Here is a 17,534-nt window from a genome sequence, read left to right as displayed (position 1 = left end):
TCCCGAGCGTCCGCCATCGAGCCCCTGCCCTCCCCCCTCACCGAGCTGCACTACGACAGCGGCACGCTGGTGGCCCCGACGCTGCCCGACGACGAGCGTCTGCACGCGCTCTTCCAGAAGGACGCGCGCACGGGCGTCTTCCGCGCGCCCGCGCGGCACTACCGCGACGTCGTCCTGCGCCTGCGCGAATGCGGGCTGCCCTACGAGGACCGCGCGAAGCGCTTCGAGCCGGCGGAGCTGCCCCTCGCGGTGCCCATCGAGCCGTTTCCGCATCAGCGCGCGGCGCTGGACGCCTGGACGCGCGCGGGAGGCCGGGGGCTGGTGGAGCTGCCCACCGGCGCGGGCAAGACGCTGCTGGCGGTGCTGGCCATCGCGTGGGTGAAGCGGCCCACGCTGGTGGTGGTGCCCACGTTGGATTTGATGGCGCAGTGGCAGGGCGTGCTGGCGAAGCACTTCGCCACCCCGGTGGGCATGGTGGGCGGCGGCGTCAACGACCGGCAGACGCTCACGGTGACGACGTACGACTCCGCGGCGATGCAGATGGAGTTCACGGGCAACCGCTTCGGCCTGCTCATCTGCGACGAGTGCCACCACCTGCCCGCGCCCAGCTATCGCTTCATCGCGGAGGGGACGCTCGCGCCCTACCGGCTGGGACTCACCGCGACGCTGGAGCGCGCGGACGGCGGCGAGCGCGTGTGCGAGGAGCTCCTGGGCCCGCTGGTGCACCGCACCGGCATCGACGAACTCCAGGGCCAGTACCTGGCGCCCTACGAGGTCCGCCGCATCGAGGTGCCGCTCACGCCCGACGAGAAGGCGCGCTACGACGAGGCGCGAGGCCGCTACATCACGTTCGTGCGCAAGCTGGGCGTGCCGCTCGCGTCGCCGGAGGGTTGGGCGCGCTTCCTGGCGCAGAGTCAGCGGAGCGACGAGGGGCGCGCGGCGTACCGGGGCTACCGGGAGCAGCGCCGCATCGCGCTCACCTCCAGCGGCAAGCTGGACGCGCTCTGGAAGATATTGCTGGAGCACCGCGAGGACCGCGCCATCGTCTTCACCGACGACAACGAGACGGTCTACACGCTGGCGCGCAAGCTGCTCCTGCCCGCGCTCACGCACCACACGCCGCTGCCGGAGCGCAAGGCGCTGCTGGCCGCGTTCGCCAGCGCGGAGCTGCCGGTGCTGCTCACCTCACGGGTCCTCAACGAAGGCGTGGACGTGCCGGACGCTCGCGTGGGCGTGGTGCTCAGTGGCAGCGGCAGCGTGCGCGAACACGTCCAACGCCTGGGCCGCATCCTGCGAAAACGCCCCGGCAAGCGCGCCCTCTTGTACGAAGTGTGCTCCGCGCAGACCGCGGAGAGCGGCATCAGCGAAAGACGCCGGCAACACCGCGCCTACCAGGAGCCGGAGGGATCGCCAGATGCTGACGCGTGAGCTGCTCGCCTCGCGCGTGCGCGAAGGCATCCTGCGCCCCTCCTTCGTGAAGACCCACGACCCGTCCCTCCAGGCGCTCGCGAAGGAGCTGCTCGCGGACGCGGAGTCCTTCCGGGGCCAGAGCCGCGACGATGTAGAGGAGGCCTTCAGCCTCAAGGCCGGAGCGTTCAGCCGCCCCAAGGTCGCGCGCGGGCTGGTGAAGCTGCTCCTCGACCGGCTCATCTTCGACGAGGCCGGCGAAGGCGCCACGGAGGCGCGCTGGCGCACGCTGCTCGTGGGCACGAAGGTGCTGCGGACCCTTCCGCCGGACACCACGCTGGAGGCCTACGAAGCGCGCCTCACGGAGGCCCTGGGCGCGCCGCTGGCGGACACGCGCGAGGCGCTCTACTCGGACCTGCCCGGCAACCGGAAGCTGCTCGGTTGGGACGGCGAAGCGCTCACTCCGCAGGGACTCCTGGACCGCTACAACCTGGCGCTCGCGCAGGGGCCGCTGCTCAACGCCCGGCGCCTCACCCTGCGCGCGCGGTCGCCGGAGCTGCTGCGCGTGCGCAAGCTGTTGCGCTGGTTGAAGTTCTGCCGGCTGGTGGCGGAGGTGCGGCGCGACGGCGAGGACTGGGCCCTGGAGGTGGAGGGCCCTGGCGCCATGCTGTCCCTGCAGAAGAAGTACGGCCTGCAGCTCGCGAGCTTCCTCTCCGTGGTTCCCATCCTGGAGCGCTGGGAGCTCTCCGCGGTGCTGGAGGACGCGCGCAAGCGGTCCACGCTCCAGCTCTCCCATGAGGATCCGTTGGTGTCCCCGCTGCCCGCCGCGCTGGGGCACGTGCCGCCGGAGGTGGCCGCGCTGGCGGAAGGCTTCGAGGATGAGGCCTGGGCGCTGGACCTGACGCCCCTGCCCCGCCACACCGGCGCCGCTGGACTGTGCGTGCCGGACCTCACCTTCCGCCACCGGAAGTCGGGCCAGGAGGTCGCGCTGGAGCTGTTCCACCCGTGGCACGCGGCGCCGCTGTCACGCCGGCTGGCGGAGCTGCGCGCGCGTCCGGACGCGGGGCTGCTCCTGGGCGTGGACCGCGCGCTGGCGAAGGAGTCGGCGGAGCGGCAGGTGCTGGAAGATCACCCGCAGGTGGTGCTCTTCAACGGCTTTCCCTCCGTCCGGAAACTGAGGGAACGGCTCGCGCGATGGGACGGCGCGGCGAAGGCCGGATGAGCGCCGGAGCGCCCTCAGCTCCGCGGTTTGAACTGTGAGGCCAGCACGCTGAGGATGCGGACGGAGCCCCGATCCAGCTGCTTCGCGCGACGCAGGAGCCGGCGCAGCTCCGCGGACTCGCCGTAGTCGGACGGAGGCTCCGCGGCCCACTTCACGTCCTGCGACGGCTTCAGCCCCAGCGCCTCGTCCGCGGAGATGGACAGCACCACGCACAACCGGCGGAAGGTCTGGATGCTGGGCAGCATGTGGCCGCGCTCCAGGCGCCCGTAGACCTCACTGGCGATGCCGATGCGCTCCGCCACGTCCGCCTGGGTCAGGTTCAGGCGGGTGCGGGCGACGCGGGCCGCGCCTCCGAGCCGGGATGCGAGGGTCTTTTCCATGGGGTCGTTAACCTACCGGGTTCGCCCATGTCGATATGACTTGAGAGGTTGGCTTCCAAGAACTTCCGGGGTAGGCTTTTCGCGACACAACCTCTTGCGTCTAGCCCGTCCGCACCACCCATTGCCTTCATGCGAGAGTCCTCCAGCCCACCCAGCTTCCTCTTCGTGGACGCGGATCCGCGTGCGCTGGCCGCGCTGCGGCGGCTCTCCAGGTACCTGCCCGGAGACAAGCGCTTCGCCCTGGGCGTGCGCGAAGCGGAGCGGCTGATGGGGGAAGCGGCGCCGTCCGTGGTGGTGTGCGGCTACGGCCTGCCGGATGGTGACGGGCTGTGCCTGCTCACGTGCGTGCGCGCCCAGCATCCTCGCGCCGCGTGCGCGCTGCACACCACGCATCCCCCGTCTCGCGGGCTGCGGGAGGAGGGCATCACCTGGATGGACCGCGCCGCGCCGCCGCAGCAGGTGCTGGCGCTCCTGACCTCCTTGAGCTGACGGCCGGGCGTTCCCATGGCGTGCGCGGCGGGGAGCGTTAAGGTAGGGACTCCCCCACGCACGCCATGAAGCTCTACGCCATCAGCGACCTGCACCTGCGGCACAAGGAGAACCACGAGGCGCTGGCGGCACTCGCGCCACGTCCGGACGACTGGCTCATCGTCGGCGGCGACGTCGGCGAGACGCTCGCGGAAATGGAGCTGATGCTGCGCACGCTCACCGCGCGCTTCCGCCAGGTCGTCTGGGTGCCAGGCAACCACGAGCTGTGGACCATGCCCTCCGAACAGCCTCCGCTGAAGGGCGAGGCGCGCTACCTGCGCATGGTGGACCTGTGCCACCGCTTCGGCGCGCTCACGCCGGAGGACCCGTATCCGCGCTGGCCCGGCGAGGGCCCGCCCCGCGTCATCGTCCCCATGTTCCTGGGCTACGACTACACCTTCCGCCCGGACACCGTGCCCGCGGACAAGGCGCTGGAGTGGGCCTGGGAGGACGACCTGATGTGCACGGACGAGGTGCTCCTGCATCCGGAGCCCTACCCCACCCGTCAGGCCTGGTGCCACGCGCGCGTGGAGCGCACCCGCGCGCGGCTGGAGCGGCTGCCGCCGGAGTGCTCCACCATCCTCATCAATCACTACCCGCTGCGCTACGAGCACGTGCGGCTGCCGCGCATCCCGCGCTTCTCCATCTGGTGCGGCACGCGCCTCACCGAGGACTGGCACACGCGCTACCGCGCGGAGGTGGTGGTGACGGGGCACCTGCACATGCCGGCCACGCTGTGGCGCGACGGCGTGCGCTTCGAGGAGGTCTCCCTGGGCTACCCCATGCAATGGCGTCACCGGGGCGGCCTGGAGCGCTGCTTGCGTGAAGTCCTTCCCGGTCCTCAGAAGCCCGCCCCGCCGCCGTGACGTCGCGAGTCACCACTCGACGCGGGCCGCGCCACACCCAACGTGTTTGACGGTGCGGAGTCCCGGGCGTGTAGTTGCACGCCATGCCCGAGCCCTCTTCCGCTGGCCCCGTCGAGCTCTCCGAGCGCGTGCACCTGCTGGACGCCCTGCGCGGCTTCGCGCTCCTGGGCGTCTTCGTCTCCAACAGCCTGAGCTGGTTCAGCGGCCGGTCGCTGCTGCCGAACGAACAGGCACAGGCGCTGGCCGCGCCCATGCTGGAAGCGGTGGTCCGCCAGCTCTACGCCTTCTTCGTGGACCAGAAGTTCGTCACCCTCTTCTCCCTCCTCTTCGGAATGGGCTTCGCGCTGCAGATGACGCGCGCGGAAGGGCGGGGCACCTCCATCGTGCCGGTGTACCGGCGCCGCCTGCTCGTGCTCCTGGGCATCGGCCTGGTCCACATGTTCGCCCTCTGGGTGGGTGACATCCTCAGCACCTACGCGCTGGTGGGCTTCGTCCTGCTGTTGTTCCGCCAGCGCTCGGACAGGACGGTGCTCACCTGGGTGGCGGTGCTCTTCGTCGTCCTGCCCCTCACCCTGTCCATCGCGCAGCGCTTTGGCCCGGAGCTGCTGCACGGCAAGGAGGCCGCGGAAGCCGCCGCCAAGGCCACGCGCGACCTGGAGGCCGCGCACCGCACGGCGTTCCTCACCGGCCTGTCCAGCGAGTCCGTGCTGACGTCGCAGAAGGCCAACGCCCTCTTCGCCTGGCAGAACCTGCCCAACCCGGGGCGTCCCATCTGGCTGTGCATCATCCTGGGCCGCTTCCTGCTGGGCCTGTGGACCGGACGCCAGAAGCTGCTGGAGGACGTGGAGCGCCACCGCAAGCTGCTCGTGCGGGTGATGTCCTGGGGGCTGGGCGTGGGCAGCGCCGTCGCCACCCTGTCGTTGGTGCTCTATCTCAGGAGCCGGGGCACCCCGGGCGGCCCCTGGGGACAGACCAGCCAGCCGCCGTGGATGGTGGGCATGCGCACCCTGCGGGAGGTGGGCTACCTGTTCATGGGCTGCGGGTACGCGGCGGCCTTCGCGCTGCTCTTCCAGAAGGAGCGCTGGCGCAAGGTGCTGGGCGTACTCACGCCCGCGGGCCGCATGGCGCTGACGCTCTACCTCACGCAGTCGGTGATCAGCATCGCGCTGTATGACGGCTGGGGCCTGGGGCTGGTGGGCCACACGCCGCCGTCGCGCACGGTGCTCATGTGCCTGGGCGTCTTCGCGGCGCAGGTCGCCTTCAGTCACTGGTGGCTGGCGCGCTTCCGCTTCGGGCCGGTGGAGTGGCTGTGGCGCTCACTCACCTACGGCCGCCTCCAGCCCATGCGCCTGGCCCCCGCCGGTGAGGCGCGCGCGGCGCACTGAGATGTATCGCTGTATCAGGGCGGGCGCGTGATTTGACGCTGCCGAGGGCGCCAGCATGTAGTGCCCGGCATGTCCGAGTCCCCTTCCGCCGGTCCCATTGAAAGCGCGCAGCGCGTCCACGCCCTGGACGCCCTGCGCGGCTTCGCGCTCCTGGGCGTCTTCATCTCCAACAGCCTGAACTGGTTCAACGGTCGGCTGTTCCTGCCGAAAGAGCAGGCCCTGGCGCTGGCCGCGTCGCCGCTGGAGCTCACGGTCAATTCGCTCTTCGCGCTGCTCATCGAGCAGAAGTTCGTCACCCTCTTCACCCTCCTCTTCGGCCTGGGCTTCGCGCTGCAGATGACGCGCGCGGAAGGGCGGGGCACCTCCATCGTGCCGGTGTACCGGCGCCGCCTGCTCGTGCTGTTGGGCATCGGGCTGGTCCACATGTTCGCCATCTGGCTGGGCGACATCCTCACCACCTACGCGCTGGTGGGCTTCCTGCTGCTGTCGTTCCGCCAGTGCTCCGAAAAGACGGTGCTCGTCTGGGCGGCGCTGTTCCTGTTCGTGGTGCCCACCGTCTTCTCCATCGGGCAGCGGGTGCTCCCGGTGATGCTGGACGGCGCGGCGGCGACGGAGCGCGCCCAGAAGGCCACGCGGGAGGAGGACGCGGAGCGCCGCGCGGCCTTCTTCGCGGGCCTCTCCAGCGACTCGGTGGTGACCAGCCAGCAGGCCAACGCGGCCTACGGCTGGGCCAGCATCCCCAACCCCAACCGCCCGGTGCTGCTGTCCATCATCCTGGGCCGCTTCCTGCTGGGCCTGTGGGCCGGGCGCCGGGGGCTGCTGCAGGACGTGGAGCGCCACCGTCCGCTGCTGCGGAAGCTGGCCACCTGGGGACTGGGGGTGGGCAGCGTCATCGGGCTCGTCGTCCTGGCGCTCAACCTCACGTACCGGGGCGTGACGAGCCTGCCGGGGTGGCTGGTGTGGATGCGCATCCCCAAGGACGTGGGCATCCTCTTCCTGGGCGTGGGCTTCGCGGCGGCCTTCGCGCTGCTCTTCCAGAAGGAGCGCTGGCGCAAGGTGCTGGGCGTCTTCACCCCCGCGGGCCGCATGGCGCTGACGCTCTACCTCATGCAGTCCGTGCTCAGCATCACGCTGTATGACGGCTGGGGCCTGGGCCTGGTGGGCCGCACGCCGCCGTCGCTCACGGTGGTCTTCAGCCTGCTGCTGTTCGCGGGACAGGTGGCCTTCAGCCACTGGTGGCTGGCGCGCTTCCGCTTCGGCCCGGTGGAGTGGCTGTGGCGCTCGCTCACCTACGGCCGCGCCCAGCCCATGCGCCTGGGCCCCACCGCGGCGCACGCGGTGAACTGAAGCGGGACAAAAAAAGAACCCCGGGTCCCGCGAGGAGGCGGGAGCCCGGGGTCTCAGGAGCGGAGCGCGGCACCTTCGCCGCGCCCCACACCTTCAGGCACTACTTGACCTTGTAGGAGGCCGCGAACACGGTGTTGATGTAGCCGTCAACCTCGGTGTCGACCAGGCTCGGCACACCGACGACCGTGATGTAGTACTTGCCCGCCGGGATGTTGCGCAGGATGACGCTCTCCGTCGCGCTCTCCCTCACGCCACGGCCCAGGTAGGACGTGAACGTCGGGGCGGCGGCGGCCTGCACGTAGACGTCGGCGTTGCCCTCGCCCTCACCCAGCGCGATGGACAGCGTGTTGATGCCGGAGTCCTTCTTGAACTCAGGCACGTCGATGATGAAGGTGCGGGTGGAGCCCGGCACGCCGGAGAGGCCCTCGATGCGGGTCTCGTTGCCGATGTCCTCGAAGCCACCCTTCCAGGTCACGGACAGGCTGGTGCCCGTGTAGGAGGTGAAGCCCTTGATCATCACGTACCAGATGCCCTTGGCGCCGGAGGTGGCGAAGGTGCAGGTCTCCGCGTTGCCGGACTTGTACGGACGGCAGTCGTACAGGGAGTCCGTCGGGGCGTTGGTCTTGCGGACGTAGAGGTCCGCGTCACCCGTGCCACCGGACATGGTGAAGGTCACGTCCGTGGCGCCCTCGGGGATGGTCACCGAGTAGTACACCTTGCTGCCGGAGGTGCCGTTGATGCCCGTCACGGGCACGCCCTTCTCGATCGGCGTGGTCACCGGAGGAGGCACGGGCACGCCCACGCCCACGGCCTTCCAGGCGTTGCCCACCGAGGCGATCTCCGCCGCGGTGAAGCCCAGCTGCGTCGCGGCCTGCTCGGAAGCGGTCTTCGCCGCCTCGAAGTTCGAGGACGCAACCAGCAGGTCGGCGTTGATCTTGTAGAAGACGCGAGCGGCCTTCTCGAAGCCGATGCCGGTGACGACCTGGGTCGTCTTGGCGCGCGGGTGCGTGCCACCCTCGGACATCAGGTAGAACGCCAGGTTGGAGATACCCGAGCTGTAGTGCACGTCCACGCCCGAGCCGTAGTCCGGGTAGTAGTCGAGCGAGTCCCCGTCCTGCGTGGGGTTCTTCATGTAGCGCAGGCCGTCACCCGGGATGCTCGGGGTCCAGACGTCGTCGCCGACGATCCAGGTGCCGTCGTCGATGACCTTGCCCTTGCCGTACCACTCGCACACCGCGCCGAAGATGTCCGAGAGGGACTCGTTCAGGCCGCCGGACTCACCGGAGTAGGTGAGGTTGGACTCGTTCTCCGTCACCGCGTGCGTCAGCTCGTGCGCGGTCACGTCCAGCGAGTTCGCCAGGTTGGAGGCGTTCACGCCGTCGCCATCGCCGTACACCATCTGGGTGCCGTCCCAGTAGGCGTTGACGTAGTTGTTGCTGTAGTGGACGAAGCTCTTCAGCGTCGCGCCCGCGTTGTTGATGGAGTCGCGGCCGAACAGGCTCTGGTAGCAGTCGTAGACCGTGCCCAGGTGGTTGTAGTTGTTGTTCACCACCACGTCGGCGTGGGCCGCATCACCCTCCCACCGAGCCCGAACGCCGCCCGTGGGGACGTTCGTCTTGTGCTGCATGTCGTTGACCTGGCGGTTCTTCGCCGAGTGGATGTGCGGAACGCGCTCGAAGACGTCGCCCGTCTTGGCGTTCACGTACACGGAGTCATCCACCGGGGTGGTGTCCTTCAGCTCGCCCACGACGCGAATTTCGTACGCGAGGATGAGCTCGTTGCCCGAGCGGCGGTACACGAGCTGGGGCTCGCCGTTGGCGGCCGCGCGCTCCGGGGAACCGCGATCACCGACCGCCGCCGAGATGGCCGCGTCGGACGCGATGGTGGCCTTCAGCTCGCCCTGCAGGTCGCCACGGGCGTTGGTGTTCACCGCGAACACGGAGCCGTTGCGCGCGTGCAGGCGAACCTCGGCGTCCTGAACCAGGATGCCGTTCTGGGTCACGCCGTAACGGTAGTGGGTGTCACCGTCGAAGCCGACGTAGGCCCGCTTCAGGAACAGGTCGTTCGGGTTCAGGTGGAACAGCGGCGCCACGCCCGCGAGCACCGGCGCCAGCTGCTGCTGGGCCGCGATGCCCTGGATGGCCGAGGGAGCGGGGACGGAACCGAAGGAACCGGTGAGGAAGGTGGGGACCGCGTCGGAGTCCGCCGCGATGACCTTCTGGCCCGCCGACAGATTGGCGGAAGCCTTCTGGATGTTGGCGTCCTCGGTGTTCGCCGCAGGAGCGCCATCGGTGCAAGCGCCAACCATCAGGGACAGGGCTGCGGCACCCAGGGCGCCGCGTACTCGCTTCTCGTACATGTAATCCTCCTAAGGGGAAAGATTAGGAAACACTGTGCCACAGGAGAGGCGCGTATTTCAAGTACAGGCGAGATTTCTACTTTTACATCTCTTCTCAAACTTCGAGAGTATCTCGCAACTGCTTGAAATGACGGAGGAACTCACGCAGCCCGGCGAAAACGGGGTTGAAGCTTCAAACCAGCAAGGCGGTTACTTCGTGGTTGAAGCGTCTGTCGGCGGATGCGTGCAATGAGTGAACGCCGGGGAGAAATTGCCGTCTCATTTATTCCCGACCCGGGTGGGTCCTTCATCACCGTTGACATCCAGGAGGGCTTTGGGGCGGGGCAGGCGGGCTAGCGTCCCGCACTCAAGGAGGCGACACACATGCGCGCGTTGCAGCTTCAGCGGCTGGAGGGACCCGAGGGCCTGGCGATGGTGGAGGTCCCGGAGCCGGAGGCGGGGGACGGGGTCCTCATTGATGTGGTGGCGGCCGGGGTGAGCTTCCCGGATCTGCTGCTCACCCGCGGCCAGTACCAGATGAAGCCGGAGGTGCCCTTCGTGCCGGGAGTGGAGGTGGCGGGCGTGGTGCGCGCCGCACCGGCGGGGGCACGGGTGAAGCCCGGCGACAGGGTGATGGGCTTCTCCTTCACCCTGGGCGGCTTCGCGGAGGCCTGCGTGGTGGCGCCGGAGCTGGCCTTCCCCATTCCGGAAGCGTGGAGCTTCGAGCAGGCGGCGGGCGTGGTGATGAACTACCACACGGCGCACTTCGCGCTGCACCGGCGCGGGCAGCTGCGCCAGGGAGAGACGGTGGTGGTGCACGGCGCTGCGGGCGGCGTGGGCACCGCGGCCGTGCAGGTGGCGAAGGGCGCCGGGGCGCGCGTGCTGGCGGTGGTGAGCGACGAGCGGAAGAAGGAGGTGGCGAAGCGCGCGGGCGCGGACGTCGTCCTTCTATTGAAGGAGTTCCAGTCCGGCGTGCGCGAGGCCACGGACGGCCGGGGCGCGGACGTGGTGCTGGACCCCGTGGGCGGCGACGTCTTCGAGAAGAGCCTCAAGGTGCTGGCGCCAGAGGGGCGGCTCCTGGTGGTGGGCTTCGCCAGCGGCCAGATTCCCTCCGTCACGGTGAACCGGCTGCTCCTGCGCAACGTCTCCGTGGTGGGCGTGGCGTGGGGCGCCTTCCTGATGCAAGCGCCGGAGCTGCCGGGCGAAATCGCCAAAGACTTGGAGGCGCTCGCGGCGAAGGGCTTCGTCAATCCGGTGGTGGGCCGCGTCTTCCCCTTCGAGGACGGCGCGCAGGCGCTGCGCGAGCTGGAGTCGCGTCAGGCCGTGGGCAAGGTCGTGCTGAAGGTGAAGGCCGGCTGACGTCACTCGACGTCACTCTTCTGGCAGGGGCAGGGGCGTGGGAGTCCCTGCCTCGCGCTCCAGGACGTCCGCGGCGCGGGCATCCCGGGGCAGACCGAAGCGGGCGCGCGAGCACATGAGGAGCTGGCCCGCGAAGACGCTGTCCGCCAGCGCGTCCGCGTAGCGCCCGTGGGCCTCGCACAGTCGGGCCCGCTCATCCACCAGCCGGGCGAGGATGCGCGCCTGCTCCGGGTGGGCGAAGAGCCCGACGACGGAGCGCGCGTCGAAGCGGGCGAGCGTGTCGTACTCCATGCCCAGCGTCGTGATGCACACCTCGCGGATCCGCTCCAGGCACGCGTCCCAGGAGGCGCGCGAGTGGGCGATGTCCGGCACCGAGCGGCCAAGCTCGCGGACGGCGTTGAGCAGGAAGGCGTGTCGTAGCGAAGGCATCCGGTCCTCCACTACAGCCCAGCCCCCTTGAATCATCCAGCGCGACAGGGGGTGCGGCCCCACCCCTGCGAATCAGGTTGCACCCACCCACTGGAGGCCCGCGCGCGGCCGCGGCACACCCCCACGGGAAAAAGACAGACATCGTCACCCTGGCGTGGCGGTGCGCGCCCGCGGTGTTCCAAAGATATATCCAGACGGGAATGACATACACCGCGTGCGGGAGTCCCCTGACGGAGACGGGGGCATGGATGACCCGAGCGTGTGTGTTGCAATCAAGACTCCGCGTGTATCACCGCGCGGTTCCTACGTATTGCGCGAACGCTGCCAGTCTTTAGACTTTTCAAACGCGAAGCACCCGCGCGCGAGTCACCACATCCAAGGAATGCACCATGGCCCTTCCGTCCACGCTGCGTCTTCCCCCGACCGCGGAGATCGCCTTCGGCTCCACGGTGCTGAAGCAGCCGGAGCTGTTGCGCCGGGCGGCCCGGGTGGCGCGGCGGCTGCGGACCGAGTGGAACGTGCGGCCGGGAGACCGCGTGGGATTGATGGTGGTGCCGGGGCCGGAGGTCATCCCGGCCATCCTGGGCATCTGGATGGCGGGCGCGGCCTACGCGCCGTTGGATCCCTTCCTCCCCGACGAGCGGCTCCTGCGCATCCTGCGCGACGCGGGCCTGCGCGGCGTCGTCACGCAGCGCATGCACCGCGTCTCCGTGGGGCTCCTGGAGACGTGGTTGGGGGCTCCCCTGCCCTTCCTGGAGGCGGATGCGGCGGCGGTGGACGGCGCGGAGGACATCGACGTCCCGGACATCATCGACGCGCCGCCGGACCGGCCCGCGTACCTCATCTACACCTCTGGCAGCACGGGTGAGCCCAAGGGCGTGGTGTGCACGTTCCGGGGGCTCGTGAACCTGGTGCACGGCGTGGGGCCACTGTTGGGCCTGGGGCCGGACACGCGGCACCTCCAGTTCGCCAGCATCAACTTCGACGCGTCCGTGTGGGAGGTGTTCCCCACGCTGTTCGCGGGCGGCACCGTGGTGCAGGGCACGCGCGAGGACCTGCTGCCCGGCCGGCGCATGGCGGAGTACCTGCGCCAGCAGCGCGTGACGCACCTGTGCCTGCCGCCGTCCGTGCTGGGGCAGTTGGGGCCGCACGTGGACACGCTGCCGGATGTGGCGTGCGTGGTGATGGCGGGCGAGCGCTGCCCGGCGCCGCTCGCGGAGCGGTGGCATGCGTCTGGCCGCCGCGTCTTCAACGCCTATGGCCCCACGGAGGGGACGGTCTGCGCGACCACGTACCGGGTGAAGGGCGGCGAGTCGCCCGTGCCCATCGGACAGGCGCTGCCGGGCGTGCACCTGCGCGTGGTGGGGACGGACGGACAGGACGTCGCGGTGGGCGCGACGGGCGAGGTGTGGATTGGCGGCGAGGGCGTGGCGGAGGGCTACCGCAACCAGCCCGAGCGCACGCGGGAGCGCTTCCCCACGGACGCCCAGGGCGCCCGGTGGTACCGCACCGGTGACGAGGCCGTGCGCCGCGCGGATGGGGCGCTCGTGTTCCTGGGCCGGATGGATCAGCAAGTGAAGCTGCGCGGCTTCCGCATCGAGTTGGAGGCCATCGAGCAGGCGCTGTACGCGTACCCGGGCGTCGCGCAGGCGGCGGTGACGGTCTTCGAGCACACGGACGCGCAGGGCCAGACGTCGGGCCTGCTGGTCGCGTACCACAGCGTGCAGGAGGGCCACACGGTGTCGCTGGAGGCGCTGCGCGCGCACCTGGGCGTCGTGCTGCCGGACTACATGGTGCCGCACCGCTTCGTGGAGCTGCCGCGCCTGCCGCTCATGCCCCACCTGGGCAAGGTGGACCGGGGGGCCCTGCCGCCCCCGGCGGACTGGGTGGGCGCCACCGCGTCCGACTCCCGCGCCGCGCAGCCCACCGCGCCCTCGACGCCCGCCACTCCGATTGACCGGCTGTGCCGCGCCTTCGAGCGAGGCCTGGGCTCGGCCCCGGGCACGGTCACGGCGAACACGCACTTCTTCCAGGCGGGCGGTGACTCCCTGGGCGTGGCGCACGTGCTGGCCCAGGTGGAGGAGGACTTCGGCGTGTCGCTGCCGTCGCGCCGCGTTTACTCGCACCCCACGCCCCAGCTGCTCCTGCCCTTCTGCGAGGCCGGCGCGGCCCCGGCCGAAGCGGGCCCCCAGGGCGTGCGCGCCACGCTGCTGACCGACGCGCGGTCCGCCGCCCTGCCCCGGCTCACGGCCCCCGCGCTCGTCAAGCAGCCGCCGCGCACGCTCCTGCTCACGGGGGCGACGGGGTTCCTGGGCATCCACCTGCTGGCCGCGCTGGCGCCCCGCGTGGAGCGCATCCACTGCCTGGTGCGGGCGCGCGACGACGCGGAGGCGGGCGCGCGGCTTCGTGCCACCGCTCGCAAGTACGGCGTGCACCTGCCCTGGCGCGACGGGCGCATCCAGGCGGTGGCGGGCGACATCACCCGGACGCGGCTGGGGCTGGAAGCGTCCGTGCATGACGACCTGGCGCTCCAGTGCGACGCGGTGGTGCACTCGGCCGCGAGCATCAGCTACATCCTGCCGTACGCGGACGCGGGGCGGCCCAACGTCGCCGGCACGCAGCAGGTGCTGGCCTTCTGCGCGCACGGCCGCACGAAGCCCCTGCACCACGTGTCCTCGCTCAGCGTCCACGGCGCGGTGGGCACGCTGCTGGGCCTGGAGGAGGTGGACGAGGACTTCGCGCTGGAGCGCTCGTTGGACTTGATGTCCTACGAGAACGGCTACACGCGGGCCAAGTGGGTCGCGGAGCGGATCGCCGTGGACGCGCGCGACAGCGGCCTGCCGGTCAGCATCTACCGGCCGGGCTTCATCCAGGGCCACAGCCGCACGGGCATCGGCAACGCGGACGACATGCTGTGCCGGCTGCTGGTGGGCAACGCGCAGCTGGGCATGTCGCCGGACCTGCCGGACAAGTACTGGCTGCCGGTGCCCGTGGACTACGTGGCCAGCGCCACCGCGCACCTGGTGCTCACCCAGGCCCCGGGCGGCACCTACAACCTGGCGCCGGAGCGAGAACAGGAGCCGAGCCACAACGCCCTCTTCGACATGCTGGGCGTGCACGGGCACCCGGTGCGCCGCGTGGCGCCAGCGGTGTGGCTGCGCGAGCTGGGACGGGTGGGGCCGGACAACGCCCTCTTCCCGCTGGTCGCGTTCCTGCGGGAGAAGGTCTACCACGGCACCCGCACGGTGCTGGAGCTGCACCACCGCACGCCGCGCGTGCGCACGGACCACACCCGCGCCGCGCTGGCGGGCACGGACATCCAGTGCCCGGACATCGACGCGGCCCTGCTGCGCCGCTACGTGAAGGACCTCTTCGCGCGCCACCGCTCCGCGGCCCTCGCCGCGTAGCGGGGGCAGGACGTCAGTGGTGCGGCGGGGACTTCACCTGTCCGTCGCCGAAGCGGTAGTGGGCCACCACCGGCTGGTGGTCCGAGGACTCGGTGGAGCGGTCCACCTCGAAGAGGACCGGGACCAGGGAGCGCGTCGCGTAGAAGTTGTCGAAGCGCTTGCCGGTGGCGTGCACCACGCCGTGGCTGTCCGGGTGCGAGGTGAGCGTGGCGCAATCCGCGATGTCCTGCAGGCGCCACCACGCGGGGCTGTGCTTGGGAATCTGGCCGGAGCTCAGCTCCTGACGGGCGTGATGAGGCGTCGTCAGCGAGTGGTCCGCCAGCCGCACGCGCACCGTCGTCGCGTGGCACACTGTCTCCGGAAGGTCCTGCTCCAGCGTGTGCAGCTCATGGCGCAGGCGCGGGTCCGCGATGTTGCCCACGCCGCGGTCGCCCACCGTGACGTTGTGCATGTCGTCGCCGTAGCGCTGACGGAACTCCTCGATGGTGTCCGTGTCGTTGTCCTGCTTCGGGTGCAGCAGGTGCGCCACCAGCCAGGAGCCGCCTCGCTTGATGGCGGTGTTGGCGTTGAAGTCGCCCAGCACGACGGCGGGGACGCCCTCGCGGCGGCTCAGGAGCGAGTTGAGCTGGCGCAGGTTGAGGGCGTTGATGGCCGAGTCCCCCAGCGCGTGGTGCAGGTTGTAGAGGTAGAGCGGGCGGCCCTCCACGTGGAGCTTCAGCCACAGCACGCCCCGGTCCTCCACCAGCTCTCCCGCGTAGCCCTGGCGCGCGATGGCTTCATTGCGCTCGGCTTCGGTGAGGACGTAGGTGAAGTGCGCGGCGTCCACGATGGGGTGGCGGCTGAGCCAGGCCTTGCCGTTCACCAGCCGGGTGCCGTCGTCGCCGTCGCTGCCCTGGTACGCCAGGTGGAAGCCGAAGCGGGACGCGAGCAGCACCGACATGGGCACGCCCGCCTCCTGCAGGCCGATGACGTCCGGCATGCGGTCCTGGGCCTCCAGTTGGGTGAAGTACTCCAGCAGCGCCTCCTGACGCTCGCCGCCCATGAGGATGTTGTAGCTCATCACCGTGAGGCCCGGTCCCCGGGGCGCGCGCGGCGCGGGGTGGTGCACGATGAAGGTGCGGCCGTCTCCCAGCCGGCGCTCGCTCGAGGGCAGCGGCACGGCCTGGAAGTCCGGCAGGGTCAGGGTGGGGTCACGCTTCGGCAAAACGTCCTCCTGCCCGCTCGGCTTGCGTCCGAGCAGGTGTCCAACGGCGGGCAGGTGTTCCAGCACTTCGGGCATCTTCATGCCGCCCTCCCCTTGCTGGGGCGCCAGGCCCGCGGGGTGCCATGAGCAAAGGGGAAGCGATGTCGGGCGTCATGCCGTCGCGCTTTGGATTCCACCGAGCCTCCATCAAAAGTCCTCCGCTCAAGTTCGTGGCGGGAGGCCTTGTCCGCCAGCGCCACGTAGGGGACGGGCGGTCGGCCGGAGGGTTGCCCTGCGTGCGCCGGGCATGAATCGGACGTCGGACGGTGCACATCCGTCCGGGGCGGAATCGGCCCGGGCATGGGGCGTGGATGGTTAGATGGGTAGGCGATGAAGGAACTCGATGACCTGCTGCGGGCATGCGGTCGCGCCTCCGGTCCGGTGGTGTTGGCGACGGTGGTGGCGGTGTCCGGTTCGTCGTATCGGCGTCCGGGGGCCCGCATGTTGATGGGCGCGGACGGCTGGCTCGCGGGCGGGGTGAGCGGCGGGTGTCTGGAGGGAGACCTCGTGCGCAAGGCCTTCTTCTGGACGTCGGACGGGCCGCGTGTGCTGCGCTACGACACCACGGGCGACGCCGCGGAGGACGAGGGCGGCCTGTCGTTCGCGCTCGGGTGCAACGGCGTGGTGGACATCCTGCTGGAGCGCTGGGAGCCCGGCCCGGGTGACGCGCTCGGCTTCGCGGCCGAGGCGCGCAAGCAGTCGCTGCGCGCGGTGGTGGCCACCGTGTACCGGGGCCCCGAGGACGCGGTGGGTTCGCGGCTGATGCTGCGCGAGGACGGCGTGTCGGAGGGAAACCTCAAGGGCGCGCTGCTGGAACCTGTGCGCGCGGCGGCGACGGAGGCGTTGGTGCGCGGCGTGCCCTGGAGCGGCGCGTGCGGGGGCGCGGAGGTGCTGGTGGAGGTGGTGGAGCCAGCGCCGCCGGTGGTGGTGTTCGGCAGCGGCTTCGACGTCGCGCCCGTGGTGTCGCGCGCGCAGGGGCTCGGGTGGCACCTCACGGTGGTGGCGGACCGGCCCGTGGAGCTGCTGCGCCGCAGGTTCCCTGGGGCCCAGGCACATGTCGCGTCGCGGGCCAGTGAGGTGCTGGAGAAGGTGCCGCTGTCCGCGCGCAGCTTGGTGCTGGTGATGACGCACAGCCTGCCGCAGGACCGGGAGCTGCTGGAGCGGCTGGTGCCGCTGCCGGTGCGTTACCTGGGAGTGCTCGGGCCTCGCGCCCGGACGGAGCGCATCCTGCGGGAGTTGGCGCGCACGCCCACCGCCGAACAGGTGGAGAAGCTGCACGCGCCCATGGGGTTGGACCTGGGCGCGGAGGGCGCGGACGAGATTGCCCTGTCCATCATCGCGGAGGTGCAGGCGGTGCTGGCCGGGCGCGACGGGGGACGGCTGCGCGAACGGCAGGCGCCCATCCACGCGGAGGCCATCGCGCCGGAGCGCAGGTCGGCGTGAGGGACCGCATCAGCGAGACGCACGCAACCGACGGGCTCGGAACGCGCACGGCGCACGCGCCGGTCCGCTCGTCCGCGCGAGGTTCTTCGCGGCTGGGACAGCCCAAGCCATTGGACGGCGGGCTGCTCGGAACGCGCACGGCGCACGCGCCGGTCCGCGCGTCCGCGAGAGGTTCTTCGC

Annotated in this window: 13 protein-coding genes; 9 read left to right on the top strand and 4 right to left on the bottom strand. The window is 70.7% G+C overall.

The annotated features are described in order from the left end of the window. The first annotated feature begins 15 nt into the window (after positions 1–15). Together D7Y11_RS23640 and D7Y11_RS23635 are read left to right on the top strand one after the other, a co-directional pair. Positions 16–1,428 (top strand): DEAD/DEAH box helicase, encoded by a 1,413-nt coding sequence (locus D7Y11_RS23640; RefSeq protein ID WP_255431117.1) that lies wholly within the window; start codon positions 16–18, stop codon positions 1,426–1,428. Next, positions 1,415–2,629, top strand: a complete 1,215-nt coding sequence (locus D7Y11_RS23635) for a DUF790 family protein (RefSeq protein WP_121754177.1) — start codon at positions 1,415–1,417, stop codon at positions 2,627–2,629. The genes D7Y11_RS23640 and D7Y11_RS23635 overlap by 14 nt, the downstream gene beginning before the upstream one ends. Positions 2,630–2,643: 14 nt before the next feature. Here the strand turns inward: D7Y11_RS23635 and D7Y11_RS23630 are convergent, their stop codons facing one another. After that, complete coding sequence (locus D7Y11_RS23630; protein ID WP_014399416.1) at positions 2,644–3,009, bottom strand: helix-turn-helix transcriptional regulator; 366 nt, start codon at positions 3,007–3,009, stop codon at positions 2,644–2,646. A 129-nt stretch (positions 3,010–3,138) separates the two neighbouring features. On the opposite strand from D7Y11_RS23630, the gene D7Y11_RS23625 reads away from it, so the two are divergent. The 4 genes from D7Y11_RS23625 to D7Y11_RS23610 all read left to right on the top strand — a co-directional run bounded on the left by D7Y11_RS23625 (position 3,139) and on the right by D7Y11_RS23610 (position 7,135). Then, positions 3,139–3,498, top strand: coding sequence for a response regulator transcription factor (locus D7Y11_RS23625; RefSeq protein ID WP_120577300.1), 360 nt, complete (start codon positions 3,139–3,141; stop codon positions 3,496–3,498). A gap of 65 nt (positions 3,499–3,563) precedes the next feature. Beyond that, a complete protein-coding gene (locus D7Y11_RS23620; protein ID WP_121754163.1) occupies positions 3,564–4,403 on the top strand; it encodes a metallophosphoesterase in 840 nt (279 codons plus the stop codon). A gap of 83 nt (positions 4,404–4,486) precedes the next feature. Beyond that, entirely contained in the window at positions 4,487–5,788 is a 1,302-nt protein-coding gene (locus D7Y11_RS23615; protein ID WP_121754164.1) for a DUF418 domain-containing protein, read from the top strand. Between the two features lie 69 nt (positions 5,789–5,857). Continuing rightward, entirely contained in the window at positions 5,858–7,135 is a 1,278-nt protein-coding gene (locus D7Y11_RS23610) for a DUF418 domain-containing protein (RefSeq protein ID WP_126934857.1), read from the top strand. Positions 7,136–7,235: 100 nt separating this feature from the next. Here D7Y11_RS23610 and D7Y11_RS23605 read toward each other — a convergent pair whose 3' ends face one another. Beyond that, complete coding sequence (locus tag D7Y11_RS23605) at positions 7,236–9,494, bottom strand: M4 family metallopeptidase (protein ID WP_121754166.1); 2,259 nt, start codon at positions 9,492–9,494, stop codon at positions 7,236–7,238. A gap of 363 nt (positions 9,495–9,857) precedes the next feature. Between D7Y11_RS23605 and D7Y11_RS23600 the strand changes: the two genes are divergently transcribed. Then, complete coding sequence (locus D7Y11_RS23600) at positions 9,858–10,832, top strand: NADPH:quinone oxidoreductase family protein (protein ID WP_126934856.1); 975 nt, start codon at positions 9,858–9,860, stop codon at positions 10,830–10,832. A gap of 12 nt (positions 10,833–10,844) precedes the next feature. Here D7Y11_RS23600 and D7Y11_RS23595 read toward each other — a convergent pair whose 3' ends face one another. Further along, positions 10,845–11,261 carry a hypothetical protein gene (locus D7Y11_RS23595; protein WP_120596708.1) on the bottom strand — a complete coding sequence of 139 codons (417 nt, stop codon included), beginning with the start codon at positions 11,259–11,261 and terminating at the stop codon, positions 10,845–10,847. A 389-nt stretch (positions 11,262–11,650) separates the two neighbouring features. On the opposite strand from D7Y11_RS23595, the gene D7Y11_RS23590 reads away from it, so the two are divergent. Next, a complete protein-coding gene (locus D7Y11_RS23590; RefSeq protein WP_126934855.1) occupies positions 11,651–14,668 on the top strand; it encodes an amino acid adenylation domain-containing protein in 3,018 nt (1,005 codons plus the stop codon). Between the two features lie 13 nt (positions 14,669–14,681). Here D7Y11_RS23590 and D7Y11_RS23585 read toward each other — a convergent pair whose 3' ends face one another. Further along, positions 14,682–15,953: an endonuclease/exonuclease/phosphatase family protein gene (locus D7Y11_RS23585; RefSeq protein WP_120577292.1), complete on the bottom strand. Its 1,272-nt coding sequence runs from the start codon at positions 15,951–15,953 to the stop codon at positions 14,682–14,684. 288 nt (positions 15,954–16,241) lie between these two features. On the opposite strand from D7Y11_RS23585, the gene D7Y11_RS23580 reads away from it, so the two are divergent. Beyond that, a complete protein-coding gene (locus D7Y11_RS23580; protein WP_126934854.1) occupies positions 16,242–17,354 on the top strand; it encodes an XdhC family protein in 1,113 nt (370 codons plus the stop codon). The last annotated feature ends 180 nt before the right edge of the window (positions 17,355–17,534 follow it).

Origin of the sequence: Corallococcus sp. AB018 (assembly GCF_003986945.1) — a bacterium.
GTDB classification, from domain to species: Bacteria; Myxococcota; Myxococcia; order Myxococcales; family Myxococcaceae; genus Corallococcus; species Corallococcus exiguus.
The sequence above is the reverse complement of the archived record's forward strand: the minus strand, read 5'-3'. Positions and strand labels throughout refer to the sequence as shown.